Raw genomic sequence first — 26850 nt, forward strand, 5'->3', positions numbered from 1 at the left:
CGTCGGTCGCCAGGTGGCGCCGGATCGACGCGACCGTCCCTGCCCAAGCGTAGAACCCCGGAGCGATCTTCGGCGCCGCGGGATCGAGGGCGAGCCCTTCGGCGAGACCGTCTCGAACCGCCTCGACTACAGCTCGCTCCGAGATTCCAAGGCGTCCGAGGATCTCCTTCGACGCCGGACGCCCGGGCGTGGCTTGCGCTGCATTCCCCATGGTCAGCCTCTCGGTGTGGTGACGAAAGCCGGTTGTCCCGGCCGCGTGCCCGCACCTTCTCAGACGGCTACGACATTTCAGGGCGCCGCGGTTTCTCCCTTGCGCACCGACCGCACGGCCACGGCGAGGATCGCCAGCCCGAGCGCCGCCAGCGCGGCACCGGCGAGGGCGGGCGAGGTGTAACCCCACCCGAACGCGATCACGACCCCGCCGAGCCAGGCGCCGAGCGCGTTGGCGGCATTGAGTGCCGAGTGGTTGAGCGCGGCGGCCAGCGTCTGCCCGCGGCCGGCGTGCCGCATGAGCCTCGACTGCAGCCCGGGCACGAGCGCCGAGCCCGTGGTCCCCACGAGGAACAGACCGATCACCGCGGTAACGGGGTGATGCGCGGCGAGCGCGAACCCCGCCAGCACGAGCGTCATCACGGCGGCGATGCCGACGAGGCCCCGGTCGAGGTCGCGGTCGGCGACGATCCCGCCCACGATGTTGCCGGCCACCATGCCCAGCCCGTAGACGGCCAGGACGGCGGGCATCCACGCGCGGTCGATCCCGGCGACGTCGACCATCGTCCACTGGATATAGGTGTAGATCGCGAACATCCCGCCGAAGCCCACGCAGCCCACGGCCAGCGTGGCGAGGATCTGTGGCCGCGCCAGGGCGGCCAGCTCCTCGCGGGCGCGCACGACCACCGTGCCGGTGGGTTCGGGGACGACGACGAGGATGGCCGCCACGGTCAGTGCGCCGATCACCCCGACCGCGAGAAAGGCCGACTGCCACCCGATCGACTCCCCGAGCCAGGTCGCGGCCGGGACACCGATCACGTTCGCGACCGACAGGCCCAGCAACACCTGGGAGACCGCGCGCGCCTGCCTGCCCGGTCCCGCGAGGGACGCCGCCACCAGTGAGGCGACCCCGAAGTACGCGCCGTGCGGGATGCCGGCGACGAAGCGGGCGACCACCAGCAGTTCCGCGGTCGGCGCGAAGGCCGCCGCCACGTTGCCGACGGTGAACAGGGCCATGAGCACCAGCAGCAGGGTGCGCCGGCGCCACCGCGACGTCCACACGGTGAGCAGCGGCGCGCCCACCACCACGCCGAGCGCGTAGGCGGTGATGACGTTGCCGGCCTGTGGCTCGGTGAGCCCGAAGCCGTCCGCGATCGAGCGCAGCAGACCCATCGCGGCGAACTCGGTGACGCCGATGCCGAACCCGCCCAGCGCGAGCGCGAGGATCGCCGCCGCCACCCGCCGGGCGGTGGGCGCGGGCCCCGCGGTGGCGGACGCGGACGCCGCGGTGGCGGAGACGGTGGGGGCGGCGGCCGGCTCGGCGGCGGGGTCGGGGCGCGTGGTCACCGGAGCAGGCTACGCCGCCCGAACAGGTGGTCCCGCCGCGCAACCCTCTCAGGGGGCGGTACGCATGAGGCGCCGTCCGCCGTAGACCACGAGGAACGAGGTGACATACATGACGATGCTGTAGACGGCGGCGGCGAGACCGACCTCTTCGTCACCGATGACCGTGAAGGCGATGAGCATCGTCAGGGTCGTGTTCTTGATGCCGAACTCCACCGCGACGGCGATCTGCTCGGCGCGGCCCAGTCGGCACACCCACGCGAGGAGCCCGCCCAGGAGGATGAACGCGATGTTGAGGACGATCACCGCCGGGCCCACGGTCGCGACCAGGTCGACGATCCGGTCCCGCTCGCCCAGGACGATGCCCACGATCAGCGCCACCAGCACGATAAGCCCCACCACCCCGACGAACCGCTCGATGCGCGCGGCCAGCGACGGCGCCTTCGCCCGCAGCACCATGCCGATCGTCACAGGGATGAGGATGACGCCCAGCAGCAACCCGAAGGTCTGACCGAGCGGGACGCTGACCTCCGAGTCCGCCGCGCCCGGGATGAACCGGACGCCGAGGTCGAACCACAGGGGCAACGTGAGGATGACGGCGACGGAGGTGATGGCGGTGAGGATGACCGACAGGGCGACGTTCCCGCGGGACAGGTAGGTGATGAGGTTGGACGTGGCACCGCCGGGTGTCGCGGCCACCAGCACCACCCCGAGTGCGAGCATCGGCGTGAGGTCGAAGAGGAGGGCGACCCCGACCCCCATCAGCGGCACCAGGACGAGTTGGCCGACCAGGCCGACGATCGTGGCCCACGGCGACCGGGCCTGGACCGCGAAATCCTCCCGCGTGAGACTGAGACCGATCCCGACCATGATGATGGCCAGGGCGATCGGCAGACCGACGTCGATCAGCGGGCTCTGGTCCACGGGACCTCCTGGGGCCTCTGGGCGGGGGCGGCCGCACCGTGATGTGGACCACTGTCCGGTTGACCGTAGCCCATCTCGCCACGGGCGGTGGGCCCGTGCGCCGATCCAGCCCGGGTCAGGAGCCGGCGCGGGTGCGCTTGAGGTTATCGTCGAGCGCGGCGAGGAAGTCCTCGGTGTTGAGATACTCCTGGTCGTCTCCGACGAGCAGGGCGAGGTCCTTGGTCATCTGACCGCCCTCGACGGTGTTGATGACGACGTCCTCGAGCTGGTGGGCGAACTCGATCACCTCGGGGGTGTTGTCGAGCTTGCCGCGGTGCTCGAGGCCCCGGGTCCACGCGAAGATCGAGGCGATCGGATTGGTGGAGGTGGGCTCGCCCTGCTGATGCCGGCGGAAGTGGCGGGTCACGGTGCCGTGGGCGGCCTCGGCCTCGCATGTCTTCCCGTCCGGGGTGAGCAGGACCGAGGTCATCAGGCCGAGTGAGCCGAAGCCCTGCGCCACGGTGTCGGACTGCACGTCGCCGTCGTAGTTCTTACACGCCCATACGTATCCGCCCTCCCACTTCAGCGAGGACGCCACCATGTCGTCGATGAGGCGGTGCTCGTAGGTCAGACCCGCCTCCTCGAACTCGTCCTTGAACTCGCGGTCGAAGACGTCCTGGAAGATGTCCTTGAAGGCGCCGTCGTAGGCCTTGAGGATCGTGTTCTTGGTGGACAGGTACACCGGGTAGCCGCGGTCCAGGCCGTAGTTGAACGAGGCGCGCGCGAAGTCCTCGATGGACTTGTTGAAGTTGTACATACCCATCACCACTCCGCCCTCCTCGGGCAGGTCCACCACCTCGTGCTCGATCGGCTCGGACCCGTCGGCCGGCGTGAAGGTGATGGTGACCCTGCCCGCCCCCGGGGCCTCGAAGTCGGTGGCGCGGTACTGGTCACCGAAGGCGTGACGGCCGACGATGATCGGTTTGGTCCAGCCCGGCACGAGACGGGGGACGTTGGAGATGATGATCGGGGCGCGGAAAATGGTCCCGCCGAGGATGTTGCGGATCGTGCCGTTCGGCGAGCGGTACATGCGCTTGAGCCCGAACTCCTCCACGCGGGCCTCGTCGGGCGTGATGGTCGCGCACTTGACGCCGACGCCGTGCTCCTTGATCGCGTTGGCCGCGTCGACGGTGATCTGGTCGTCGGTGGCGTCACGACTGGAGATCCCGAGGTCGTAGTACTCGAGGTTTACGTCCAGGTAGGGATGGATCAGTTCGTCTTTGATGAACTTCCAGATGATGCGTGTCATCTCGTCGCCGTCGAGTTCGACGACCGTCCCCTCGACCTTGATCTTTGACATCGGCCCCTCTTTCCCCGCCCGGACCTCGTGAGACCGGCGCTGTCGGTGAATATCGTGACGCACATCTCATGTTACTGACGCGGGGCACGCGGCACCTGCCGAAGCGGGGTGGCCCCTCGTTGCAGCCGCGAAGCGGCTTAGGCTAGCCTGACCCCCAGGTCATGAGTTCCAGCGCGAAGCCCCGGCTCGCTGGACGGCAACCCTCCACCGCGGTGGGGTGCCCCGGGAGACGACCTGGCCACCACCCGACCGGGTGGACGGGCAAGCGCGGGTCCGCTGTCTGACGAAGCGGCCGGACCCTTCTGAGGAAAGGAGGGGCTCCGCCCCTATGACCTACGACAACAGCAACCCTGACTGGGCCTTCGAGACCCGCCAGATCCATGCCGGGCAGCCCGTCGACTCCGACACCGGCGCCAGGAACCTGCCGATCTACCAGACCACCTCGTACGTCTTCGCCGACGCCAAGCAGGCGGCCGACCGGTTCGCCCTCGCAGAGATGGGCCCCATCTACACCCGTATCACCAACCCGACGGTGGCGGCGGTCGAGGACCGCATCGCCTCTCTGGAGGGCGGCGTCGCGGGTCTGCTGTTCGCGTCCGGTCAGGCGGCCGAGACCGCCGCCATCCAGGCCATCGCCCAGTCCGGCGGCCACGTTGTGTCCTCCCCGCGCCTCTACGGCGGCACGCACACCCTGCTGCGGCACACCCTGCCCAAGTACGGCATCGAGACCACTTTCGTCGAGAACCCGGACGACCCCGCCTCGTGGCAGGCGGCGGTGCGCCCCAACACCAAGCTGTTCTTCGCGGAGTCCATCTCGAACCCGCTCAACGACATCCTCGACATCCCGGCGATCGCCGAGGTGGCGCACGACAACCAGGTGCCGTTGGTCATCGACAACACGGTGGCGACCCCCTACCTGATCCGTCCGCTCGAGCTGGGAGCCGACGTCGTGGTGGCCTCGGCGACCAAGTACCTCGGTGGCCACGGCTCGTCCCTGGGTGGAGTGCTCGTCGACGGCGGCAAGTTCGACTGGCGTGTGCAGCGAAACGGTGAGGACGTCTTCCCGTCCTTCACGACCCCCGACCCGGCGTACCACGGGCTGGTCTACGCCGACCTCGGCGCGCCCGCGCTCGCGCTCAAGGCCCGCGTCACCCTCCTGCGGGACACCGGTGCGGCCGCGTCCCCGTTCAACGCGTGGACCCTCGCCCAGGGCATCGACACCCTGAGCCTGCGGATCGAGCGCCACGTGTCCAACGCGCAGCGCATCGCCGAGTGGCTCGAGGCCCGCGAGGACGTCGCCAAGGTGCAGTACGCCGGCCTCGCGTCGTCGCCGTACAACGAGCTGCAGAAGAAGATCTCCCCGAAGGGCGCCGGCGCGATCGTGACGTTCGACATCGTCGTCCCCGACGGCGCGTCGGACGAGGAGGTCAAGCAGCGCGCGTGGACGTTCATCGACGCCCTCAAGCTGCACTCGTGCCTGGTGAACATCGGCGACGTGCGGTCGCTGGTGTCCCACCCGGCCACGACGACCCACTCACAGGGCACCCCCGAGGCCAACGCGATCGCGGGTGTCACGTGGGCGACCATCCGCCTCTCGGTGGGCATCGAGTCCGTCGAGGACCTCATCGCCGACCTCGAGCTCGGTTTCGCCGCGATCTCCTGACCCGATCCCATGGTCAGCTCTTCCGATCCGCTCGCGCTGTTGCCCCCGGGTGACGGCACCCTCGGCCATGTCGCCATCGGCGACATCACATTGGTCACCGGTGTCGTCCTCCCGGGGGTGACGCTCGCCGTCCAGCGGTGGGGGCGGATCGCAGAGGACCGCTCTAACGTCGTGCTGGTCGAGCACGCGCTCACCGGTGACTCGCACGTCGTGGGACCGGTCGACTCGCTGCACCCCACCCCGGGATGGTGGAACGGGCTCGTCGGGCCCGGTCTGCCGCTGGACACCGATCGCTACTGCGTACTGTCGGTCAACGTCCTGGGTGGCTGCCGGGGGTCGACCGGCCCCAGTTCGCTACACCCCGACGGCCACTACTGGGGAGCCCGGTTCCCCGCCGTCTCGGTGCGGGACATGGTCGAGTCCGAGCGCGTTCTGGCCGATCTGCTGGGCATCGAGCGCTGGGCCGCCGTGATCGGCGGATCCATGGGCGGGGCCCGCGCCCTGGAGTGGATGGTCTCCCACCCGGACCGCGTCCGCGCGGCGTGCGTACTGGCGGTCGGCGCCCGGGCGTCGGCCGATCAGATCGGTATTCAGACCGCGCAGATCATGGCCGTCACCTCAGACCCGCACTGGCAGCAGGGCGGGTACCACGGCACCGGCCGCACCCCTGTGACCGGCCTGGGCATCGCCCGCCGCATCGCCCACCTGTCCTACCGGGGTGAGGTGGAACTGGACGAACGCTTCGCCAACCGTCCGCAGCCGGGCGAGGATCCCCGCGGCGAGGACCTGTCCATGTCGGGCCGCTTCGCCGTGCAGTCGTACCTCGACCACCAGGCCGGCAAGCTCGTCTCCCGCTTCGACGCCTGCACGTACGTGCTGCTCACGGACGCGTTGAACCGTCATGACGTGGGCCTCGAGCGCGGCGGCGTCGAGGAGGCACTGCGCTCGTGTCCGGTTCCCTGCGTCATCGGCGGCGTCACCACCGACCGGCTGTACCCGCTGCGTCAGCAGGAGGAGCTCGCCGCGCTGCTCCCCGGAGCGGAGCCACTGGTCGTCATCGACAGTCCCGCCGGGCACGACGGGTTCCTCACCGAGGCGGATGTGGTCGGCCCGATGCTCGCGCGCACCCTGGAACTCGCCGAGCAGGGAACCGCCGAGAAGACGCGGGGGCACGCGTGACTGGCCCGGACCACCACGATCACCCGCATCACGCGGCCGAGCGGGACCAGACCCCCCGCCCCGCCGCGATGCTGCTGGCCGGACTGGCGGCCGGCCTGGGGATCATCGGCGTGGCCATCGGTTTTGCCACCGTGCTCGGCCTGGCCGCCACCGCGAGCGGAGGCAGCGGTACCGCCGGATTCGGGCCCCTGGTCGTCTCAGCCGTCTCCTCGCTGGTCCTGGGGCTGCTGCTCCTCGTCGGCGCGGTCCTGCTGTGGCGGGCGCACCGTGCGTCGCTGGTGGTGATCAGCGCCGGCGTGGGCCTGCTGACGCTCAGCTCACTCGCCCGGACGGTGCTGGACAGCCTCACGTTCATCTCGGTGGTCGGCACCGTGTTCTCGTTGCTCGCCCTGGCCGCAATGGGATATCTCATCGCGTCGGACGGGGTTCGCGATCATGTCCGCGAGGGCGTCCCCCTCCGGCTGCGCTGACCGACTCCCCCGCCGACGCGGTCCCCCGGCGAGCCGCGCAACTCGCCTACGCGCTTCGTGCCGTCAGGTCGCAACGCCGCCCATCGGATCGAGCGCCGCCCAAGGGAACCCCTAGGCGGCGCGCATCCCGATAGGTGACCTGCGATGCAATGACGTGCCGTCGTGCGAGATCGTCCATCCATGACCCGCGCGCGGCACGATGCGTGCTGCTCAGCCCGGGAAGTCCAGCACGCGTACTCGTCCATCCGCAGGCCCGGCGCTCTCCACAGCTAGGCCGCGTCAGGCGGTGCTGAGCCGATTTCCCGGAGTCTGGGCCCAGATGATCGGGCCCGTGAACACACCAGACGACCTGATCTCCCTGCTGGTCACCTCCGATCAGCTACTCGCCCGCGGAATCACGAGTCAGAGCATCAGCCGCGCGGTGAAGTCCGGCGATCTGATCCGACTCAGGCCCGGGTTCTACGTCGAAGGACGAGCGCGTGACCTCGGAAGGCGCGAGCGCCACCTCTTGTCGATTCTGGCCGCGGACGCCGCACTCGACGCGCCGGTCTTCTCCCACTCATCCGCGGCCCTCCTCCACGGGCTTCCGGACTGGGGTCTTCCGCTGCGCAGGGTCGCGGTGTGCGAGGACGGCCCGACGCCGCGGTCCCGCACAACCAGTCTGACGACCTTCCGCACCGCGCCCGGCCTGTCCGATGAGGTGATGACGGTCAATGGATTGCGGGTCACCACCCCGGCACGAACAGTCACCGACATCGCGATCTCGACCGCCCAGAGACGCTGCCGTGGCGGTCGCCGACGCGGCGTTGTACGGGGAGATCGTCACCAGGGACTCGCTCGACGAGTCTCTGCGCAGATCCGCGGGTCGTCGCGGGATCAGACGTGCACGGCAGTCGCTGAGTGTCGTCGACGGGAGGAGCGAGAGCGTGGCAGAGAGCCTCAGCCGGCCGACCTTCCACGACTTCGGCCTACCGGAGCCCGAGCCTCAGGTGGACGTCTTCACCTCTCGAGGCGTTCGGGTCGCCCGTGTGGACTTCTTGTGGCGGGAGTACGGCGTGATCGGAGAGTGCGACGGTTTCGGCAAGTACTTCGACGGGCTGAGCCCCGGCGAGACACGGCGCCGCCTGGGTATGGAGAAGGACCGCGACGCCGAACTGATGGCCCTCGGTTACCGGGTCCTCCACTGGCGGTGGCGCGATCTGCAGGAACCGCATGTGCTGGCTGCGCGGATCAAGCGTGTGCTCCTCGCAGCCGCTGCGTGATCGGGGCCGATCCGGCGGACCCGCCAGCGGCTGTGGCCCGGGCCCTCCCGACCGGGTGCAACCACCGGACAGAAGCCGCCGGGCGCACCCCCAGAGCTAGCGCCGCCTATCCGACTATGCGCCGCCTACGGGGCCCCATAGGTGGCGCGCGGTCGGATAGGTGGCGCGCGGTCGGATAGGTGGCGCGCGATTCGATAGGTGTCGCCGACGTCAGCGGAGCGGCGACCGGGCGCGGAGGCTGCCGCGAGCCCAGCAACCGCACCGAGCGCCACAGCACGGCCAAGCGCGGAGGCTGCGGCGAGCCCGGCAACCGCGCCGGACACCGCAACCCCGCGGGGCATAGCACCCCCGCCGTGCACGACCCGGAGGATCAGCCGGTACCGAGCGAGTCGACGGAGGTGGCCAACCACAGGATGACGGCTCCGATCCCGACGTAGAACGCCACGTCGAACCCCTTGCCGCGTACCCCGAGCAGCCGCGCCCGCTCGTCCGGGAGCACCGCGCGCAGGGTCGCCGCCGCCAGCGCAACCAGCCCCAGCAGAAACGCGCCCCTGCGCCAGCGTTCGAGGACGACGAAGCCCAGCGCAACGACGACCCCCGCCAGCACGAGCGCGAGCGGCCACTGCGCACGCACCTGCGCCCACGTCAGGCGGGCGGGACGCGCCCGGCGCGGCCGGGCGTCGGTGGCCCGGTGCCGGGCGCGGTCGGGAGCAGGGTCGGTCACGATAGCCGTCAGGTGTCGGCGTCGAGCCGCTCGCAACGCTCGACCACGTTGCCCAGCAGGAACGCGCGGGTGAGCGGTCCGACGCCGCCCGGGTTGGGTGAGATCGCCCCGGCGACCTCCCACACGTCCGGGTGCACGTCGCCGGCCAGCTTGCCGTCGAGTCGGGAGACCCCCACGTCCAGCACGGCGGCGCCGGGCTTGACCATGTCCGGGGTGAGCATGTGAGCCACTCCCGCGGCGGCGACGATGACGTCCGCGCGCCGGGTCTCCGCCGCCAGGTCACGCGTGCCGGTGTGGCACAGGGTCACGGTGGAGTTCTCGCTACGCCGCGTGAGCATGAGGCCGATCGGGCGACCGACGGTGACGCCGCGGCCGACCACCACGACGTGCGCACCGTCGAGCTCCACCCCGAAGCGACGCAGCAGGTGGATGCAGCCGTTGGGGGTACACGGCAGCGGGGCGGGCTCGCCCAGCACGAGCTTGCCGAGGTTGACGGGGTGGAGTCCGTCGGCATCCTTGACCGGGTCGATGCGCTCGAGGATCGCGTTCTCGTCGAGGTGCTTGGGCAGCGGCAGCTGCACGATGTACCCGGTGCACGCGGGATCGTCGTTGAGCTCGTCGATCACGGCCTCGAGTTCGGCCTGGGTGGTGTCGGCGGGCAGATCACGTCGGATGGAGGCGATCCCGACCTGCTCGCAGTCGCGGTGCTTCATCTTGACGTAGGAGTGGCTGCCGGGGTCGTCCCCCACCAGAACCGTGCCGAGCCCCGGGGTGATCCCCTTCTCCCGCAACGCGGACACGCGCCGGGTGAGGTCGGCGACGATCTCGTCGCGGGTGAGCTTGCCGTCCAGCTTGATCGCGGTCACGCGCACCAGTATCCCACTCCCGGGCGCGCCCGTCGTCGCGGCGCTGCGAGAATGGCCCCCATGACCGGTGTGGGTGTGCGCGTGCTGTTCGACCGTCCGTGTATCCCACCCAACACCGGCAACGCGATCCGCATGGCGGCCGGCGCCGGGTGCGAGCTGCACCTGGCGGGCCCGCTGGGCTTCGACCTGTCGGAGCCGCACCTGCGGCGGGCCGGGCTGGACTATCACGACCTCGCGCACGTCGAGGTCCACGAGGACCTCGAGGCGGCGTACTCCCGACTCCTGCCGGCGCGGGTGTGGGCGTTCTCAGCCCGAGCCGACCTCGCGCTGCCCCAGGTGCGGTTCGCCCCCGGCGACGTCCTGCTCTTCGGCCCCGAACCCACCGGCCTGGCCGAGGACGTCCTAGCCGATCCGCGGGTGACGGCGCGGGTGCGGATCCCGATGCTGCCCGGGCGGCGTTCGATGAACCTGTCCAACGCCGCCGCGGTGGCGGTCTACGAGGCGTGGCGCCAGCAGGACTACCGGGGCGGTATGAATTTTCCAGCCAATTGATTTAACGTTTCGGCATGCCGAAACCCAGAGGCGCTGCCACCCGTAGCGCCGCCCCCCTCCGAGCAACCGCCGCAGCGCTCACCACTGCGCTCGCGCTGCTGTCCGGGTGCGCGGTCGGCGCCACCGGCCCGGCGGACGTCGACGACCGGCCGCGCACCGTCGCGCCCGGGGACCGAGTCGTGGTGGCCACGACGTTCACGATCCTGGCCGACATGGTCGACCGCGTCGGCGGCGACCGCGTGGTGGTCGAGTCCGTCACCACGCCGGGCGCCGACGTACATCAGTACGAGCCGACCGTCGAGGACCTCAAGCGGGTCGAGGGCGCGGACCTCGTGGTGAGTAACGGGCTGGGGATGGACGACTGGCTCCTGCGGTTCATCGACGGGACCGACGCCGCCCACCTCGTCACCTCGGACGGGGTCGAGCCCCTGCCCATCCGGGCGGGCAACTACACCGGCCGCCCCAATCCCCACGCGTGGATGTCGCCGGTCGAGGGCGCACGCTACGTCCACGCGATCGCCGGCGCCCTCGCCGACCTCGATCCGGACGGCGCGGCGGAGTACCGCGCCCGCGCCGAGGACTACGTCGCCGACCTCGAGGAGATGGCGGTCCGCGCCCGCGACGCGGTAGCGGAGGTGCCGGCGGACCGCCGCGTGCTCGTCACCTGCGAGGGGGCGTTCTCCTACCTGGCCCGCGACCTGGGGCTGGAGGAGCTGTACCTGTGGCCGGTCAACAGTGAGAACCAGGGCCTGCCCCGGCAGGTCACCGCGTTGATCGACCGGATCCGCGAGCGGGAGATCCCCGCGGTGTTCTGCGAGTCGACGGTCTCCGACGCCGCCATGGAGCAGGTCGCCGCCGAGACCGGCAGCCGCTTGGCGGGCCTGCTGTACGTCGATTCGCTCTCCGGCCCCACCGGACCCGTGCCCACCTATCTCGACCTCCTCGACCACGACCTCGAGACGATCACCCGGGAGCTGACCTCATGACCGATCGGCCACTGCCCTTCTCCCCGGACGCCGGCCCGCCCGCCGTCGTCGTCTCCGACCTCACCGTCGACCAGGGACAGGTCCGGGCCCTCGACGCGGTCTCGCTGTCCGCGCGGCGGGGGGAGATCACCGTCCTGCTCGGCCCCAACGGCTCCGGCAAGTCGACCCTCCTGCAGGCGCTGCTCGGCCTGGTCACCCCCACGGCGGGCTCCGTCCGTCTTCTCGGCACGTCCGTCCGCGGCGCGCTGCGCAGCGGACGGGTCGCGGCGGTGCCGCAGGCCGACGGCATCGACGAACACTTCCCCGTCACGGCCGCCGAGGTCGTCATGCAGGGCCGCCGGCACTTCACCGGGCCGTGGCGTCGGCCGTCGGGACGGGACCGGGACGCGGTGGCGCACGCCCTCGAGAGGGTGGGGCTGTCGGGGCTCGCGTCGCGGCGCATCGGCGAGCTCTCGGGCGGCCAGCGCCGCCGGGTCATGTTGGCGCGCTGCCTGGCCCAGGAGGCCGACCTGCTCCTGCTCGACGAGCCGTTCAACGGGATGGACGCCGGTAGCGAGGAGGTCTACATCGACGTTCTGCGCGAGCTCACCGCCGGCGGCCGCACCGCGCTGGTCTCCACCCACCACCTGGGCACCGTCGAGCGACTCGCCGATTCGGTGGCATTGCTCAACGGCCGCCTGGTCGCCCACGGCCCGGTCGCCGAGACCACGACGCCGCACGTCCTGTCGACACTGCTCGGCGCCCGCCTCCCCGGCGCCGCCGGCTCCACCCCGGGCGCCACCGCGTCCCCTGTCACCGATCGGGCCGTCTCGTGATCGAACTGCTCACCGAACCGATGTCGTACGAGTTCATGCGCCGCGCCCTGCTCGTGGTGACGGCCTCCGGGATCGCCGGCGCGCTGCTGAGCTGCTGGCTGGTCCACATGGGGTGGTCGCTCATGGGCGACGCCGTGTCGCACGCGGTCCTGCCGGGAGTGGTGATCGCGGCGCTGACCGGCATCCCGTTCGCGGTCGGCGCCCTCGTCGCCGCGCTCATCGCGGTGTGGTTGATCGGCGCGGTCCGCGAGAGCGGGACGGTGCGGCCGGACGCCGCGATGGGCATCGTGTTCACGGCCCTGTTCTCGTTCGGTCTCGTGCTCATCGCCCGGTTCCCCACCCAGCAGGACCTGCACTCGATCCTGTTCGGTTCCGTGCTGGGCGTCCGCGACTCCGACCTCGTGCAGGTGCTCGTGGTGGCCGCGTTCACGGTGATCGTGCTGCTCACGTTCCGGCGCGACCTGATCCTGCTGGCGTTCGACCGGCTCCACGCGCACACCCTGGGGCTGCGCACCCGGGCGCTCACCGCCCTGCTGCTGGCGACGCTGGCCACCGCGACGGTCGCCGGGGTGCAGTCCGTGGGTGTGATCCTGGTCGTGGCGACGCTCATCATCCCGGGCGCGACCGCCCAGTTGGTGGCGGACACGATGCGGGGGACGATGGTCCTCGCCGTCGTCGTTGCCCTGATCGGCGGTGTCACCGGCCTGTACCTCGGCTACTACGCCGACCTCCCGCCCGGCCCGGTCGTGGTCCTCACCCAGGCGGTCATCTTCGCGGCGGCGCAGTTGCTCGCGCCCCGGCGCGGGGTGATCCCGCGGGCGGTGGCGAGCGCCCGCGGGCGACGATCGGGGATGATGGTCACATGACCGTCGACCCGCCGAGAGCCCTCGCCGACCTCACCCCGACGATCCAGGCCTACCTCATGGCCGTGCACGCGCTCGGCGCCGGCGGCGACCCCGTGACCTCGAGTGCACTGGCCGAACGTCTCGGCGCGTCGCCTTCCTCCGTGAGCGAGGGCGTCCGCAAGCTGGTCGCGATGGACCTCGCCGAGCACCGCCCGTACGCGCCGGTGGTGCTCACGGAGGCGGGTCGGTCGTTCGCGGTGGCGATGGTGCGGCGGCACCGGATCATCGAGACGTTCCTCGCCCGCTGCCTGGACTACCCGTGGGACGAGGTGCACGCCGAGGCCGACGCGCTCGAGCACGTGGTCTCGGACCGGTTCGTCGACGCCCTCGACGTGTTCCTCGACCACCCGCGCCGCGATCCCCACGGCGATCCCATCCCCACCCGCGACGGCCACCTCGACCCCCTCGGCGACACCCCGTTGGATCACGTCGAAGAGGGCTCTACGGGTGTGGTGACCCGGGTCTCCGACCGCGACAACGCCGTTCTGCGCCACCTCGCCGAGATTGGCCTACGCCCCGATTCCCCCGTGGAGGTGGTCTCCCGGCAGGTCGAGTTGGGGATCATCTCGGTGTCGCTGGCGGGCCGGGTCGTGCAGGTGGGCACGCCGGTGGCCGCGGCGGTGCGGGTGCGCGTCGACGACTGACGTCGGGCACCCCGTGCGGCGAGCGGGGCGACGACGACGAGGTCCGCATCCGCCCCGCTCCCCCGCGGTCACTCGCAGAATCGGTCGGTGACCATGAGGTGGGTGCTCGTCGGCCGGGCGCGACCGCGCATCGGGGAAATCCCCGGGATCCGGCCTGATTCCGGCCCGGTGACGGCCGCTACAGCATCGTGCCGGGGTTGAGGATCCCCTGCGGGTCGAGCGCGTTCTTGATGCGCCGGGTCAGGGCCATGACGTCATCGCCCAGCTGCGCGGGCAGCCAGGGAGCCTTGAGGCGTCCGACGCCGTGCTCCCCCGTGATCGTCCCGCCCATCCCGATCGCGAGGTCCATCACCTCGCCGAACGCGAGGCGGGCCCGGTCGGCGCGGTCCGGGTCGTCGTCGGTGAGGACGATGATGGGGTGGGTGTTCCCGTCACCGGCGTGGGCGACGAGGGCGATCGGGACGTCTCGGCGCGCGGAGATCTCCTCGATTCCCGCGACGAGCCGGGGCAGCGAGGGCAGCGGCACGCCGACGTCCTCGAGGAGCAGGGTCCCGACCTTGCCCAGGCTCGTGAACGCGGCCCGGCGCGCCATGGTGAACTGTTCGCCCTCGTCGGGGTCGTCGGTGGCGAAGACCTCGGTGGCGCCGTGGGTGCGGAAGGCCTCGGCCATGAACTCGGTCTCGGCCGCGCGGTCGGGTCCGGTCAGCTCGGACTGGGCGAGCAGCATGGCGCCGGCATCGGTGTCGAGACCCATCCGCAGGTCCGCCTCGACGGCCCGGATGCTGACGGTGTCCATGAACTCGAGCATCGCGGGGCGGATCCGGCGGGTGATGGCCAGGACCGCCTCGCTGCAGGCGACGACGTCGGGGAAGATCCCCACCACCGTCGACCGCGGTGGCTGGGCGGGGATCAGCCGCAGGATGATCTCGGTGACGACACCCAACGTCCCCTCGCTGCCGACGAACAGCTTCGTCAGGCTCAGCCCGGCGGTGTCCTTGAGCCGCGGTCCGCCGAGTCGGACGGCGGTGCCGTCGGCCAGGACGACCGTCATCCCGAGGACGTAGTCGGTGGTGACGCCGTACTTCACGCAGCACAGTCCGCCGGCGTTGGTCGCTATGTTGCCGCCGATCGAGCAGATCTCGTAGGAGGACGGGTCCGGCGGGTACCAGAGGCCGTGTTCGGCGACGGCCTGCTTGACCTCGGCGTTGTACAACCCCGGCTGGACGGTGGCCGTACGGGTGACAGGGTCGACGTGGAGGTCGCGCATGAGTTCCGTGGACAGGACTATCCCGCCGTCCACGGCGGTGGCGCCGCCGGACAGCCCGGATCCCGCGCCGCGCGGGACGACCGGGACGGAGTGGGTGCTCGCCCAGCGCATGACCTCCTGGACGTCCTCGGTGGTGCGTGCGCGCACCACGGCGAGGGGCGTACCGGGGTCGGGGGCCTTGGCCCAGTCCTGCCGGTAGCTCTGCAGGACGTCGGGGTCGGTGATGAGGTGTGAGTGGTCGAGACGGGTACGGAGGTCGTCGAGTGCCGCGGCGGGATGACGGTCGGCGGAGGGGACGCTCATGCCCCGAAGGTACGGCGTCGCCCCACCTGCCGCCGCGGTATCCGCGCATGGTCCGCGCCCTCCACCCCCCGGTTCTTCGCGCGTGGGCGGCCGGGGGCATAGTGTCCTGGTGACCGAGACCTCCGGAGCAGGACGAGAACCTGCGGCGTCCGCTGTTCCCGGCCCGGGGCCGGCGTGGTTCGGCGCGGTGATGGGAACCGGTGGCCTGGCCACGCTTCTGCAGATGCACTCGGTGCGGGTGCCCGGTTTCTCCCCGGCAGCGGTGATCATGCTTGTCGCGGGATGGGTGCTCTTGGTCGGGCTGGGCGCGGGGTTCGCCAGGTCGGTGGCGCGCGATCCGGACATGTGGACGTCGTCTGTGCGGGACGCGGCGATGCTCCCGCTGTGGGGCATGGTTTCGATGGGACTGCTCGCGGTGGGGTCCGCCTCGTTCGTCGTGGTGGACGCCCATGCGCCGACGCTGGCGTGGATCGCCTTCGGCGTGGATGTGGCGTTGTGGGCCGCGGGCACGGTGCTCGGCCTGGCCACGGCGGTGGGGTTCGCGGTGTGGCTGTTCGCTACGCGACCCGACCATCCGCTCCCCACGTGGGCGTTGCCGATGGTGCCGCCGATGGTCTCGGCGACGGCGGGTGGCGTGATCGCCCGGCAGTTCGAGTCGGATGTCGCGAGGGTCCTGTTGTCGGCGGCGTGCGTGTTCTGCTTCGTGCTGGCCCTGGCGCTGGGGAGCGCGGTGATCGTGATGGCGTACCACCATGCGTGGTTCCGCACGCCGGTGCCGGTGGTGCTGTCGACCTCGACGTGGATTCCGCTGGGGATCGTGGGACAGTCCACGGCGGCGGCCCAGGTGCTCTCGGGTCCGGCACTGGCGGGTGTGGCCCGGGTGTACGGGGCCACCGTGCTGGTCGCCGGTGCGGGGCTTGGCGCGTTCGCGGTTCTGACGACGGTGCGGGGATTCCTGGCCCGGATGCCGTTCACCCCGGGGTGGTGGGCGATGACCTATCCGTTGTCGACCTGCGGCCTGGGCGCTCATTACCTCGGATGGCATGCGGCGAGCCTGCTGACGGTGGCGGTGCTCATCGTCATCTGGGTGGTGTGTGCGGTCGCCAGCGTCCGCGCGATCGCCTCGGTGCGGGCCGCCTGACACCGCCCCTCGGCGGGCCCCTCTGTCGCCGCCCCGGGTGGTCACCGGAAGTCCCTGCTGCGTCCGATGGCCATGCCCAGGTGGAGTCGTTCGATCTTGTCCGCCACCACGCTGACCGCGCCCGAGCGGTTCTCCACGGTGCCGCGAACGATGAGCGCCGGGGCCGATGAGACGATCGGCCGGTAGCGCGCCCACAGCCCGACCGAGCAGACGATGTTGGTCATGCCGGTCTCATCCTCGAGGCTGAGGAAGGTCACGCCCTCCGCGGTGGCGGGCCGCTGTCGGTGGGTGACCGCCCCGGCGACCCGGATGCGGCTGCCGTCGGGGACGTGCGCGAGCCCGGCGGTGGTGCACACCCCCTGGGAGTCGAGCCACGGCCGGGCGTGGACGGTCGGGTACTCCTCCGGGCTGATGCCGGTGGCGGCGAGGTCCGCGGAGGTCAGTTCGAGAACGCTCATCCCGGGGAGTGCGGGAGCGTCGACCTGGCTGAGCCCGGGCAGCATGCCGGGCTTCTCACGGGCCGCCGTGGCCGCCGACCACAGGGCCGCGCGGCGTCCTCCCGTGCCGAGCGAGTCGAGCGCCCCGGCGGTGGCCAGTGCCTCCATCTGCCGGACGGACAGTCCGGTGCGCCCGGCGAGGTCGGCCGCGGAGGTGTAGGGGCCGTGTCTGTCGCGCTCGTCGGCGATCGCGGTGGCCAGGTCCTCCCCGATCGCCCGCACGGATTCCAGGCCGAGGCGCACCTCGGTGCCGTCGTTCTCGCATGTGGCGCCGCCGAGCGAGCGGTTGACGCACGGCCGGTGCACGGTGACACCGTGTCTGCGGGCGTCGGCCACCAGCGACTGGGGTGAGTAGAAGCCCATGGGCTGGCTGCGCAGCAGGGCGGCGCAGAAGATCGCCGGGTGGTGACACTTGAACCACGCGGAGTAGTAGACGATCGCGGCGAAGGACTGGGAGTGGCTCTCGGGGAAGCCGTAGTTGGCGAAGGCGCACATCTTCTCCCAGATCCGCTCCCCCACCTCCGGGCCGGTGTACGGGGTCCCCGGCGGGCTGGTGCCGATGCCGTGCAGTTCGCGCATGCCCGCGAAGAACCGCTCCTTCAGCCGCGCCATCCGTTCCGGGGACCGCTTGGCCCCCATCGCCCGGCGCAGCTGGTCGGCCTCCGCGCCGGTGAAGCCGGCGATCACCGTGGCGATCTGCATGAGCTGCTCCTGGAACAGCGGGATCCCCAGCGTCCGTCCCAGCACCTCTTCCAGGGCGGGATGATCGAATTCCACCTTCTCCCGCCCGTTGCGTCGGCGGATGTAGGGGTGGACGGAACCGCCCTGGATGGGGCCCGGGCGGATGAGGGCGACCTCCACCACGAGGTCGTAGAACGTCCGCGGTCGCAGCCGCGGCAGGGTGGCCATCTGGGCGCGCGACTCCACCTGGAACACGCCCACGGAATCGCCGCGGCACAGCATCTCGTAGACCTGTGGGTCCGCGAGGTCCAGTCGGGCCAGGTCCACGTCGAGGTCCTTGTGCTCGGCCGCCAGGTCGATGGCGTGGTGGAGTGCGGTGAGCATGCCCAGACCCAGCATGTCGAACTTGACCAGTCCGACCGCCGCGCAGTCGTCCTTGTCCCACTGCAGTACCGTCCGCCCCGGCATCCGCGCCCATTCGACGGGCACCACGTCGGCCACCGGGCGGTCACAGATCACCATGCCCCCGGAGTGGATGCCCAGGTGTCGGGGCAGGCCGACGAGCTGTCGTGCCAGCGCGAGCACGTCGGGCGGGACGGTGTGCTCGGTGGCCTCCCGCTCGTGGTTCTTCAACCCCGACCACCGGTCGACGCTCTTGGACCAGGCGTCCTGCTGTCCCGGGGAGTACCCGAGCGCCCGGGCCACGTCCCGCACCGCCGAGCGTCCTCGGTAGGTGATGACGTTGGCCACCTGGGCGGCGTAGTCCCGGCCGTACCGGGAGTAGACGTACTGAATGGCCTCCTCCCGACGACCGGATTCGATGTCCACGTCGATGTCGGGCGGACCGTCGCGCTCGGGCGCCAGGAACCGCTCGAAGAGGAGTTGGGCGCGCACCGGATCGACGTTGGTGATACCCAGGGAGTAGCAGACCGCCGAGTTGGCGGCCGAGCCCCGGCCCTGGCAGAGGATGCCCTCGCGGCGGCAGAACTCGACGATGTCGTGGACCACGAGGAAGTACCCGGGGAAGCCCAGCTCAGCGATCACCTTCAGCTCGCGGTCGATCTGCGCGTACGCCTCCGGCATCTCCTCACGGGTGCCGTAGCGGCGGGCGGCGCCGGCGTAGGCGAGCTCGGCGAGCATGGTGTCCTCGGTGTGGCCCTCGGGGACGTCGAACGGCGGCAGCTGCGGGGCGATGAGCCGCAGGTCGAACGCGCACTCCCGGCCCAGCCTGTCGGCCCCGGCGACGGCGTCGGGCCACCGGTCGAACAGGTCGGCCATCTCCTCTCCCGAGCGCAGGTGGGCACCGCCCGCCGCGGGCAGGTGTGCGGCGTGGGTCTCGAGCGCGTCACGCGCGCCGAGAGCCGCCATGACCGAGGCCAGCCGCGCGCCCTCGGGCCCCGCGCAGTGGGCTGCGGTCGTGGCCACGACGGGGAGCCCCGCCCGGGCCGCGAGTCCGGCCAGCGCGTCGCACCGCTCGGTGTCCTCGGGCACCCCGTGGCAGGTGAGTTCCACGACCACTCTGTCCCGCCCGAACAGCTCGACCAGCTGGTCCAGAGCCGTGCGGGCCGCCTCGGTATCGAAATCGGGGGCTCCGGTGCCGCCGCGTTCCAGCGCACGACGGACGCGGCCGCGTCGGCAACCGGTGAGCACGTACCAGTGGCCCCCGGCCGCCTCCGCGAGCTCCGTGATCTCGTAGCGCGGCTCGCCCTTGGCCCCGCCACGCAGGTGGGCGCGGGCGATCGCGCGGGACAGCCGGCGGTACCCCTCCTGCCCCCTGGCGAGAACGAGCAGGTGCTCGCCGCCCGGCAGGGACAGCTCCGCCCCGAAGACCGTGGCCAGGCCCAGCTCGGAGGCGGCCTCGGCGAAACGCACGACCCCGTACAGGCCGTCGTGGTCGGTGATCGCGAGGGCCGTGAGCCCTAGGTCTGCCGCCGCCTCCGCCATCGCCTCGGGCGAGGAGGCGCCGTCGAGGAAGCTGAACGCCGTGTGGGCGTGCAGCTCCGCGTACGGCACGCGTCCCTGGACGCGCGGCCGCTGCGGGGGCGTGTAGTCACCCCGTGTGCGCGACCATGCGGGGGCGTCGCTGCCGTCGCCGGGATGGGGGTTCTCGGGCCCTCGCGGGTTCGGCCGCCCGGACAGCACCCGTTCGAGCTCTCCCCAGCTCCTGGGCCCGTGGTACCAGTTCACCGGGGCTCACCCGCCCGGTGTCGGTGGGTGCGGTCAGAGCCGGGTGAGGGACTCCACGACCCATGCGGAGGCCTTGCCCGGTGGCTTGCGGCAGCTCTGCGCGCGGGGCGGGAGCGGGCGTGTGCCGGTCTCGACGCGCCAGGCGCGGCCGTCGGTGTGCTGGACGACGGCCACGTGCGGGTCGTCCGGGTCGATGTCGACGACGAGGTCGTCGATCCCCGCCTCCACGCCGGAGTCGCGGACGGCGACCTCCGCCACCTGCCCGGCGGGCGGCCACGTGCTGCGCCCCCGCAGGTGCTCGGTGACGACCCGGCCGTCCAGTTCGGCCTCGACGATGCGGACCGCGAGGTCGGTCTCCGCGGGCCCGTAGGTGTAACCGGTGCCGGGCAGCAGCAGGACCGGGGCGAAGCGGTGCCCGCCGGTGTGGGAACACTCCCACACCGCGGCGTCGGGATCGAGCGAGGACAGACGGTTCCCGAGACGGGACTCGAGTCCGGCCACGACCGGGCGGCCCCGGACGGCGCAGCACTGATCGCGCTTGGCGTGGGTACAGACGAGGACCACGGGCCCCTCGACCTCACGGGTGCCGTCCACGTGTCCACCGGGTGAGAGATCGAGGTCGAGCATGTCCGCGGGTCGGTCGACGCGGCCGACCCTGATGCTCCGCCGACCGGGGCGCGTGTCACAGAGGTAGAAGCGGTGCCGGTCGATGCGTTGGCCCTCGCGGCCGGGCCGCCTGATGAACAGCATGCGGGCCCCGCAGTCGGATACGTGCTTCTTGAGGCGCTCGGAGAGCTCGTCGCCCAGCGCCTCTCCGTCGAAGATGTCGCGTCCCCAGCGCGCGGGGACCTCCAGCAGTACCCACGATTCCTCGTGGGCAGCGGTGCCGGCCGGTGGTTCGTCGGCCGACTGGAGCGAACACCAGGCGGGGACTGGGGCGGGATCGATGACTGACACGCCCCCATGGTGCCCCACCGTGCGAAGTGGTGTAACTGTAGCCACCTTGTGGGACAAAAGTGATGAAAGCGACTTACTCTGGAGGCATGCGCACCCGACATCGCCGCCTCGCAGCGGCTGCCGCTCTGACCGCCGTCGCGTCCCTGGCCATGACTGGGTGCGGGGCGGACACCTCGACCGACGCCCCCGCCACGAGTCAGACGACCACCGCCGGGTCCTCGCCGGCCGCCCTGGCGCAGGCCCTGTCGCCGGAGGAGACCGAGGCCGCCGACCCCACGGCCGGGCCGGCCGACTCCGCCCCCAAGCGCGAGGAGTCGAATGCCGCCGCCGGCCCCGCCGAGCTGGTGGTGTCCGAGATCCGTATGGGCAACTATCAGGGCGAGGACCGCGTGGTCTTCGAGCTGGACGGCCGCGGCCTCCCGAGTTACTCCGTGGACTACGTCGACACCCCCACCCAGCAGGGCAGCGGTTTCCCGGTGGAGGTTCCGGGCGACTCCTTCCTCCAGGTGATGATCGGCGACCAGGTGCTGCCCACCCGGACCGACATGGAGGAGGTGCCCGTGGGAACCGTGGCCGGCGATGACGCGACCGGAGTGGCCGGCGTGGCGTTCACGGGGCAGTTCGAGGGACAGGCCCAGGCCGTGATCGGCCTCGAGGGCTCGGACCGCGCTTTCTCCGCCTTCCTGCTGCAGAACCCGACCCGCCTGGTGGTGGACATCGAGCGCTGAGCCGCGCCGCTGGCGATACATCCGCGAACGGTTCATTCGTAGACTCCTTCGACAATCCAGCTCCCCTGTTCGTCCCCGAGCACGCCGTAGAGCAACAATGCGGCCGCACGCTCGGGGACGACCTGCATGCGGGCCCGGGGACTGCGGGGCCCGCCGTCGGGCGCGGGCTCCCACCAGACCTCGTCCATCGGCCACGGCCGCGACCAGCCGAGCAGCGCACAACGGCGGCCACCCACCTCGATCGCGGCGGGCCTGCCACTGAGCAGGCCCCGCGAGGTCACTCCGACGACCTCTCCGGCCGCAGTGCGCAGCATGACTCCCCCGGCGAGGGACACCCGCGCCGCGACGGCGGCCCCCGGATCACCGCTCTCCCGGATCTCCAATCGGTAGCCCGGGCCCGGCCACACCACCGACGGTGAGGGGGCGGGCAGCGCACCCGGCCACGGCCCCTGCGCGACGGACTCGGCCGGGGCGTCGCCGTACGGCAGTGACCGCACTCGCTCGGCCGGACCGCGTCCGCCCGCTTCCACGGGCACGCGGACGGCCTCGGGTCCGAGCAGTCCCTGGACCCGCACGAGCGCGCGGTGGACGCGAGCCTCCGCGAGCCCGGCCTCACCCCACAGTCCCTCCTGGACGCGGCCGGCGGGGACCACCTCCACCGGCTCCAGGACCAGGGCGGTGACCGCGCCCCCTGCCCCGCCCGTGATCGCGGTTCCGGTGAGCCAGCCCTCGAGTTGCCAGCGGAGCCGGTCGGCGGTGCCCTCCGGGGTGAGCGGCGACGAGCACCGCCACACCCGGTTGACCTCCGTACCTCCCTCGACCCGGGCGGTGATGGACAGCCGCAGACACGAGACACCCGCGGAGGCGAGCACGGCGTGCAACTCCCCTGCCAGCCGTCGGCCGAGGAACGCCGCCTCGTCGACCCGCTCCAGAGGCGGGTCGCACCGGTGCTCGACCGACGATCCCGTGGGTACGGCGGACACCGAGGGCGGGCGCCACGGGACGGCGCGGGCTATACGGTGCGCCACCGCACCGGCCTCGCCGAAGCGGGTGGCCACATCACGTGGCGGTACCGCGGCGAAGTCACCGAGCGTCCGCACGCCGAGGCGATGCAGCAAGCCGACCAGCTCGGACAGCACATCTGGGTCTCCCAGCGCGGGGTCCACCACGAGGGCATCCACGGGCAGGTCGGCCAGGTAGTCGGCGTCCCCGCCAGGCTCCAACAGCGTCGAACCGCGGGCCCCGAGCACGGCCGTGGGCAACTCGTCGGCGAGTCCCACCTGGCACTCAACGCCAGCGTCCGCCACCGCGTCGACGACGCGGGTGACGACCTGCTCGACACCGCCGTGGAAGCGCAGGGCACCGGCCGCGGAGAACACGAACAGTCCCGGCCGCAGCACCTCGATGCCCGGGACCACGGCGTCGAGCGCCTGCACCACGGGCTCGAACCACGCGGCGTCGCGCGCCGGGTCCGCCGCGACCACCACGAGCTCGGGACAGCGGAACTGCGCCTCACGCCGACGCAGCCCACGACGCACTCCGACCGCGCGGGCGACGGCATTGCACGCGAGCACCCCGCGGGGCCCGACGACCGCCAACGGAAGATGCAGCCCGTGCCCCTCGGCCCGGGCCGCCGCGACCGCCGGCCAGTCCGGGCACCACACCGCCATGACCCGGGCGCTCATCCTGCCGCCACCCATTCCGCGGTCCGGGCGGGCGCCGCCCGACCGGTACAGCGCACCACGGTGGAGACCGAGGCCAGCCGACCCGCCCCCGCTCCCAGCCCGCCATAGCGGCAGTGCCGCCCCGCCAGCGTCAGCTCCACCCCGGGCCAGTCGACCCCTACGACCAGCACCGCGCCAGCGGCCCGGACCCGCCCCGCCAGCACACGTGCACGGGACGGGGCGGCCGTGGCCACGCCGGGGCCCAGCAGGACCAGATCCAACCCGTCGAGCAGGACGGACACCACCGCCGCGGGGTCCGGACCGGGATCCGGGACCAACGCCAGGCAATCCAACCGACCCCCCTGCTCTGCCACCGCGGCCAGTCCGAGCTCGGGCCACCCGACCACCGCGCACCTGGCACCGGCAGCCGTGGCCGCGGCGAGCAGACCCACCCGGAGGGTGGCACTACCGGACACCGCCGTGACGCGGCCCGCGGGCAGCACCCCACCCGGCAGCAGGGGCGCCACCGACTCCGGAACCGCGACCCCGGGCACGACCGAGATCTCCGTGGCCGCACACGCCTCCGCCCCCTCGGACGCGGCGGTGGCGACGGACGCAGCGGACGCGGACACGACCGAGGCGTCCCCTGTCGGGGACTGGGCACGCACCGCCGCCGGAGCGCCACCGCCGGGCATCGTGGCCAGACGCCGACGCAACTCGTTGACGCGCTCCGCCCGGCCCAGGTCCGACAGGTCGACAGACGACGTCGCCTTTACCATCACCGCCACCTCCTGCCATAGCCGACACGCCGATCACGACGGTGATCGAATGACCTTTCGAGCACGCGATCAGTGAACACCACGGGTACGACATCACGCAAGAACACCCGTTCGACGGGCCGGAACGGGTTCACCGTCGGACCCACCGGCTACGCTGTGTCCACCAACGAGAGGACAGCCATGGCCGGACTACGTTTTCGACTCCGCCAGCTCAGCCGGCGCTTCTGGTTCCTACCCGCCGTCATGACCTTCGTGGCGTTGGTCCTCGCCCAGTTCGGGACGTGGCTGTCCACCAATCCGGGGACGAGCGGCGACGCACCCGCCTGGCTCTACGGCGGCGGGGTGGAGGGCTCCCGGAGCATCCTCGCCGCCGTGGCGAGCAGCTCCATCGGTGTCGGCGGCACCATCTTCTCCATCACCATCGCCGCCCTCTCCTACGCCGCCGGCACCATGGGTCCCCGCCTACTCCAGAACTTCACCGAGGACCGCGGCAACCAGGTCACGCTGGGTGTCTTCATCTCCACCTTCGCCTTCAGCCTCTACAGCCTGCGCACGGTCACCGGCGGCGAGGAGGGAGCCCCGTTCGTGCCCCACTACAACGTCACCCTGGCGCTCGTCCTGGCCCTCTGCAGTATCGGCGCGCTGGTGTACTTCATCGGCCATGTCACCAGTTCGATCAACACCACCCGGGTGGTCAACCTTCTCACCGCCGATCTCCGGTCCTCCCTGCTCAACGCCACCGAACTGACGGATCCGGAGCGCAACGTGCAGTCGCCGCCGGAGGAGGAGTTCTGGGCGGATGCGGAGACTCTCCTGACGGAGAAGAGCGGGTACCTCCAGCTGGTCGACCACGAAGGTCTCGTCGCTCTCGCCGTCGAGACCGGGACGACGATCCGCCTCCTCGTCCGGCCGGGGGACTACCTCTACCCCAACTCTCCCGTCGCCGAGGCCGTTCCCACCCTGCCCGACGGCATCTACTCCCGGCTCACGATCGGTGACTCCCGTACCAGAGAACAAGATGTCGAGCATGCCGTTCGTCTGCTCGCCGAGGTGGGCACCCGAGCGCTGAGCCCGGGTACCAACGACCCGTTCACCGCGGTCGACGTGGTCGACCGCTTCGGTGACGCCCTGTGCACTCTCGAGGACCGGCAGTGGCCGACCGGCGTGTACTCACGTGACGACGAGCTCCGCCTCGTCGTGGCCACCTCCGGTTTCGAGGGACTCGTCGCCTCGATGTTCGACCAGATACGGCAGTTCGGCTCGGGCGCTCCGGCCGTCAGCATCAGGATCCTCGACGTCCTCGCCGTCGCGGCTCGGGTGCTCGATGACCCCGACCGACGGGCGGTCGTCACCCACCACGCCACGAAGCTCCGTGATGACGCCCTCGAAGCCACCCGGAACGCCGACGACCGGATCACCATCGAGCGCCGTCACCGCGCCGTGCTCGAGGCCGCCGACGGATGACGCGGACGGGTCGGCGGGGCGATTCAGCTGGGATGGGCCGGCGTCGGCCAACTACCGCCCGCAGGGCCACCCGACGCCTTTACCCTGACTAGGCATGAAGGCCTCCATCGGGAATCGCATCGTGCTCATCGGCGCCGGCGACGTGGGAATCGCCTACGCCTACGCGCTGATCAACCAGGGCCTGGCGGACCACCTGGCGATCATCGACGTCGACCACGACAAGCTCGTCGGGGAGGTCATGGATCTCAACCACGGCGTCGTCTGGGCGCCCTCTCCCACCCTCGTCACGGAGGGGACCTACGCCGACTGCACGGACGCCACCATGGTCGTCATCTGCGCCGGGGCCGCCCAGAAGCCCGGCGAGACCCGCCTCGACCTGGTGGGCAGGAACATGGCGCTGTTCGAGAAGATAGTCGGCGACGTCATGGCGACCGGCTTCGACGGCATCCTGCTAGTGGCCACCAACCCCGTCGATATCCTCGCCCAGGCCACCTGGCGTTTCTCCGGGCTGCCGTCGGCGCAGGTGATCGGGTCCGGGACGATCCTCGACTCCGCACGGTTCCGGTTCATGCTGGGCGAGTACTACGGCGTCGCCCCCATGAGCGTGCACGCCTCGATCATCGGCGAACACGGCGACACCGAACTGCCGGTGCTCTCCTCCGCCAACGTCTCCGGGGTGCCGCTGCGCCGCGACCTGGACGGCGACCCCGCCAAGCGGGAGCGGCTCGCACAGATCTTCACCGAGACCCGGGACGCCGCCTACCGGATCATCGACTCGAAGGGCTCCACCAGCTACGGCATCGGCATGGGCCTGGCCCGCATCACCCGCGCCGTCCTGCGCAACGAACAGGTCTCCCTACCCGTGTCCACCCTGCTGCGGGGCGAGTACGGCGAGGACGGCCTCTTCATCGGGGTGCCCGCCGTGATCGGACGGACCGGCGTGCACCGAGTGGTGGAGCTGGAGCTCGACACCACCGAGCGCGAACAGTTCGCCCGCAGCGCGAGCGCGCTGCGGGCGGTGTCCGAACAGTTCGAGATCCTGAGATGAGCTCAGGGAGCCCCGGGGGGATCGCTGGCCGGGAAAGACTCGTCGCCCCACTCGTCGGCGAGGTCGTCCTTCGAATCCGGACGGTTGTCCCTCTCGTCCTTCTCGTCGGACTTGTCGTCGTTGTGGTCAGAGTTCTGCGGGTTGGACATGCAACAATCTCCTCCCGCCGTACCGGGCGTACGGCGAGACTCACGTTACCGGACACCCCGTCCGGCACGACCGCACAGCACCGCCCGGCGCCGGATGCCGGG

Annotated in this window: 24 protein-coding genes, 1 pseudogene and 1 riboswitch; of the genes and pseudogenes, 14 read left to right on the forward strand and 11 right to left on the reverse strand. The window is 71.4% G+C overall.

Features of this window, described 5'->3' with window-relative positions; all coding sequences use genetic code 11:
• Nucleotides 1-288: 288 nt before the first annotated feature.
• The 3 genes from KHA85_RS04610 to KHA85_RS04620 all read right to left on the reverse strand — a co-directional run bounded on the left by KHA85_RS04610 (nt 289) and on the right by KHA85_RS04620 (nt 3817).
• Nucleotides 289-1557 carry an MFS transporter gene (locus tag KHA85_RS04610; protein WP_308936851.1) on the reverse strand — a complete coding sequence of 423 codons (1269 nt, stop codon included), beginning with the start codon at nt 1555-1557 and terminating at the stop codon, nt 289-291.
• 48 nt (nt 1558-1605) lie between these two features.
• Nucleotides 1606-2478, reverse strand: coding sequence for a bile acid:sodium symporter family protein (locus tag KHA85_RS04615; protein ID WP_213184941.1), 873 nt, complete (start codon nt 2476-2478; stop codon nt 1606-1608).
• A 115-nt stretch (nt 2479-2593) separates the two neighbouring features.
• Entirely contained in the window at nt 2594-3817 is a 1224-nt protein-coding gene (locus tag KHA85_RS04620; RefSeq protein WP_213184942.1) for an NADP-dependent isocitrate dehydrogenase, read from the reverse strand.
• Nucleotides 3818-3974: 157 nt separating this feature from the next.
• Nucleotides 3975-4091: riboswitch (SAM riboswitch) on the forward strand.
• Nucleotides 4092-4145: 54 nt separating this feature from the next.
• On the opposite strand from KHA85_RS04620, the gene KHA85_RS04625 reads away from it, so the two are divergent.
• From KHA85_RS04625 to KHA85_RS18435, 5 genes and pseudogenes are all read left to right on the forward strand, one after another.
• Complete coding sequence (locus tag KHA85_RS04625; protein ID WP_213184943.1) at nt 4146-5480, forward strand: O-acetylhomoserine aminocarboxypropyltransferase/cysteine synthase family protein; 1335 nt, start codon at nt 4146-4148, stop codon at nt 5478-5480.
• Nucleotides 5481-5489: 9 nt separating this feature from the next.
• Nucleotides 5490-6659, forward strand: a complete 1170-nt coding sequence (metX, locus tag KHA85_RS04630) for a homoserine O-acetyltransferase MetX (protein WP_213184944.1) — start codon at nt 5490-5492, stop codon at nt 6657-6659.
• The gene (locus tag KHA85_RS04635; protein WP_213184945.1) at nt 6656-7129 is read left to right on the forward strand and encodes a hypothetical protein; all 474 of its coding nucleotides are present in this window, start codon (nt 6656-6658) and stop codon (nt 7127-7129) included. Before metX ends, KHA85_RS04635 begins: the two co-directional genes overlap by 4 nt.
• Nucleotides 7130-7448: 319 nt before the next feature.
• A pseudogene (locus tag KHA85_RS18430) lies at nt 7449-7547 on the forward strand (type IV toxin-antitoxin system AbiEi family antitoxin domain-containing protein); the annotation flags it as partial.
• Between the two features lie 508 nt (nt 7548-8055).
• Nucleotides 8056-8391, forward strand: coding sequence for a putative endonuclease domain-containing protein (locus tag KHA85_RS18435; protein WP_308936854.1), 336 nt, complete (start codon nt 8056-8058; stop codon nt 8389-8391).
• Nucleotides 8392-8761: 370 nt separating this feature from the next.
• Here KHA85_RS18435 and KHA85_RS04645 read toward each other — a convergent pair whose 3' ends face one another.
• Both KHA85_RS04645 and KHA85_RS04650 read right to left on the reverse strand, forming a co-directional pair.
• The gene (locus KHA85_RS04645; protein ID WP_213184946.1) at nt 8762-9115 is read right to left on the reverse strand and encodes a DUF3017 domain-containing protein; all 354 of its coding nucleotides are present in this window, start codon (nt 9113-9115) and stop codon (nt 8762-8764) included.
• Nucleotides 9116-9123: 8 nt separating this feature from the next.
• The gene (locus KHA85_RS04650) at nt 9124-9981 is read right to left on the reverse strand and encodes a bifunctional methylenetetrahydrofolate dehydrogenase/methenyltetrahydrofolate cyclohydrolase (protein ID WP_213184947.1); all 858 of its coding nucleotides are present in this window, start codon (nt 9979-9981) and stop codon (nt 9124-9126) included.
• 60 nt (nt 9982-10041) lie between these two features.
• Here KHA85_RS04650 and KHA85_RS04655 point away from each other — a divergent pair, with 60 nt between their 5' ends.
• The 5 genes from KHA85_RS04655 to KHA85_RS04675 are packed head-to-tail and all read left to right on the forward strand — an operon-like array spanning nt 10042 to nt 13883.
• Nucleotides 10042-10533 (forward strand): tRNA (cytidine(34)-2'-O)-methyltransferase, encoded by a 492-nt coding sequence (locus KHA85_RS04655; protein WP_213184948.1) that lies wholly within the window; start codon nt 10042-10044, stop codon nt 10531-10533.
• A gap of 14 nt (nt 10534-10547) precedes the next feature.
• Entirely contained in the window at nt 10548-11519 is a 972-nt protein-coding gene (locus KHA85_RS04660; RefSeq protein WP_213184949.1) for a metal ABC transporter substrate-binding protein, read from the forward strand.
• Nucleotides 11516-12334 carry a metal ABC transporter ATP-binding protein gene (locus tag KHA85_RS04665; protein WP_213184950.1) on the forward strand — a complete coding sequence of 273 codons (819 nt, stop codon included), beginning with the start codon at nt 11516-11518 and terminating at the stop codon, nt 12332-12334. Before KHA85_RS04660 ends, KHA85_RS04665 begins: the two co-directional genes overlap by 4 nt.
• A complete protein-coding gene (locus KHA85_RS04670) occupies nt 12331-13200 on the forward strand; it encodes a metal ABC transporter permease (protein WP_213184951.1) in 870 nt (289 codons plus the stop codon). Before KHA85_RS04665 ends, KHA85_RS04670 begins: the two co-directional genes overlap by 4 nt.
• Nucleotides 13197-13883 (forward strand): metal-dependent transcriptional regulator, encoded by a 687-nt coding sequence (locus KHA85_RS04675; protein ID WP_063974160.1) that lies wholly within the window; start codon nt 13197-13199, stop codon nt 13881-13883. Before KHA85_RS04670 ends, KHA85_RS04675 begins: the two co-directional genes overlap by 4 nt.
• Nucleotides 13884-14061: 178 nt before the next feature.
• Here KHA85_RS04675 and KHA85_RS04680 read toward each other — a convergent pair whose 3' ends face one another.
• Complete coding sequence (locus KHA85_RS04680) at nt 14062-15453, reverse strand: FAD-binding oxidoreductase (protein WP_213184952.1); 1392 nt, start codon at nt 15451-15453, stop codon at nt 14062-14064.
• Between the two features lie 109 nt (nt 15454-15562).
• On the opposite strand from KHA85_RS04680, the gene KHA85_RS04685 reads away from it, so the two are divergent.
• Nucleotides 15563-16594, forward strand: coding sequence for an SLAC1 family transporter (locus KHA85_RS04685; protein WP_213184953.1), 1032 nt, complete (start codon nt 15563-15565; stop codon nt 16592-16594).
• 41 nt (nt 16595-16635) lie between these two features.
• On the opposite strand, the gene KHA85_RS04690 is transcribed toward KHA85_RS04685, so the two are convergent.
• Together KHA85_RS04690 and KHA85_RS04695 are read right to left on the reverse strand one after the other, a co-directional pair.
• Entirely contained in the window at nt 16636-19959 is a 3324-nt protein-coding gene (locus KHA85_RS04690) for an error-prone DNA polymerase (RefSeq protein WP_213184954.1), read from the reverse strand.
• A 33-nt stretch (nt 19960-19992) separates the two neighbouring features.
• Entirely contained in the window at nt 19993-20916 is a 924-nt protein-coding gene (locus KHA85_RS04695) for a ferredoxin family protein (protein ID WP_213184955.1), read from the reverse strand.
• Between the two features lie 86 nt (nt 20917-21002).
• On the opposite strand from KHA85_RS04695, the gene KHA85_RS04700 reads away from it, so the two are divergent.
• Nucleotides 21003-21644: an AMIN-like domain-containing (lipo)protein gene (locus KHA85_RS04700; protein WP_213184956.1), complete on the forward strand. Its 642-nt coding sequence runs from the start codon at nt 21003-21005 to the stop codon at nt 21642-21644.
• 32 nt (nt 21645-21676) lie between these two features.
• Here the strand turns inward: KHA85_RS04700 and KHA85_RS04705 are convergent, their stop codons facing one another.
• Nucleotides 21677-23329 (reverse strand): DNA polymerase Y family protein, encoded by a 1653-nt coding sequence (locus tag KHA85_RS04705; RefSeq protein WP_213184957.1) that lies wholly within the window; start codon nt 23327-23329, stop codon nt 21677-21679.
• The gene (gene imuA', locus KHA85_RS04710; protein ID WP_213184958.1) at nt 23326-24087 is read right to left on the reverse strand and encodes a DnaE2-dependent mutagenesis accessory factor ImuA'; all 762 of its coding nucleotides are present in this window, start codon (nt 24085-24087) and stop codon (nt 23326-23328) included. Before imuA' ends, KHA85_RS04705 begins: the two co-directional genes overlap by 4 nt.
• A gap of 72 nt (nt 24088-24159) precedes the next feature.
• Here imuA' and KHA85_RS04715 point away from each other — a divergent pair, with 72 nt between their 5' ends.
• The gene (locus KHA85_RS04715) at nt 24160-25551 is read left to right on the forward strand and encodes a DUF2254 domain-containing protein (protein ID WP_308936852.1); all 1392 of its coding nucleotides are present in this window, start codon (nt 24160-24162) and stop codon (nt 25549-25551) included.
• 94 nt (nt 25552-25645) lie between these two features.
• Nucleotides 25646-26599: an L-lactate dehydrogenase gene (locus KHA85_RS04720; RefSeq protein ID WP_213184959.1), complete on the forward strand. Its 954-nt coding sequence runs from the start codon at nt 25646-25648 to the stop codon at nt 26597-26599.
• Nucleotides 26600-26601: 2 nt separating this feature from the next.
• Here KHA85_RS04720 and KHA85_RS04725 read toward each other — a convergent pair whose 3' ends face one another.
• Complete coding sequence (locus KHA85_RS04725) at nt 26602-26748, reverse strand: hypothetical protein (RefSeq protein WP_007630246.1); 147 nt, start codon at nt 26746-26748, stop codon at nt 26602-26604.
• Nucleotides 26749-26850 lie beyond the last annotated feature (102 nt).

This window comes from Dietzia massiliensis, assembly GCF_018390595.1.
Taxonomy (GTDB): Bacteria; Actinomycetota; Actinomycetes; order Mycobacteriales; family Mycobacteriaceae; genus Dietzia; species Dietzia massiliensis.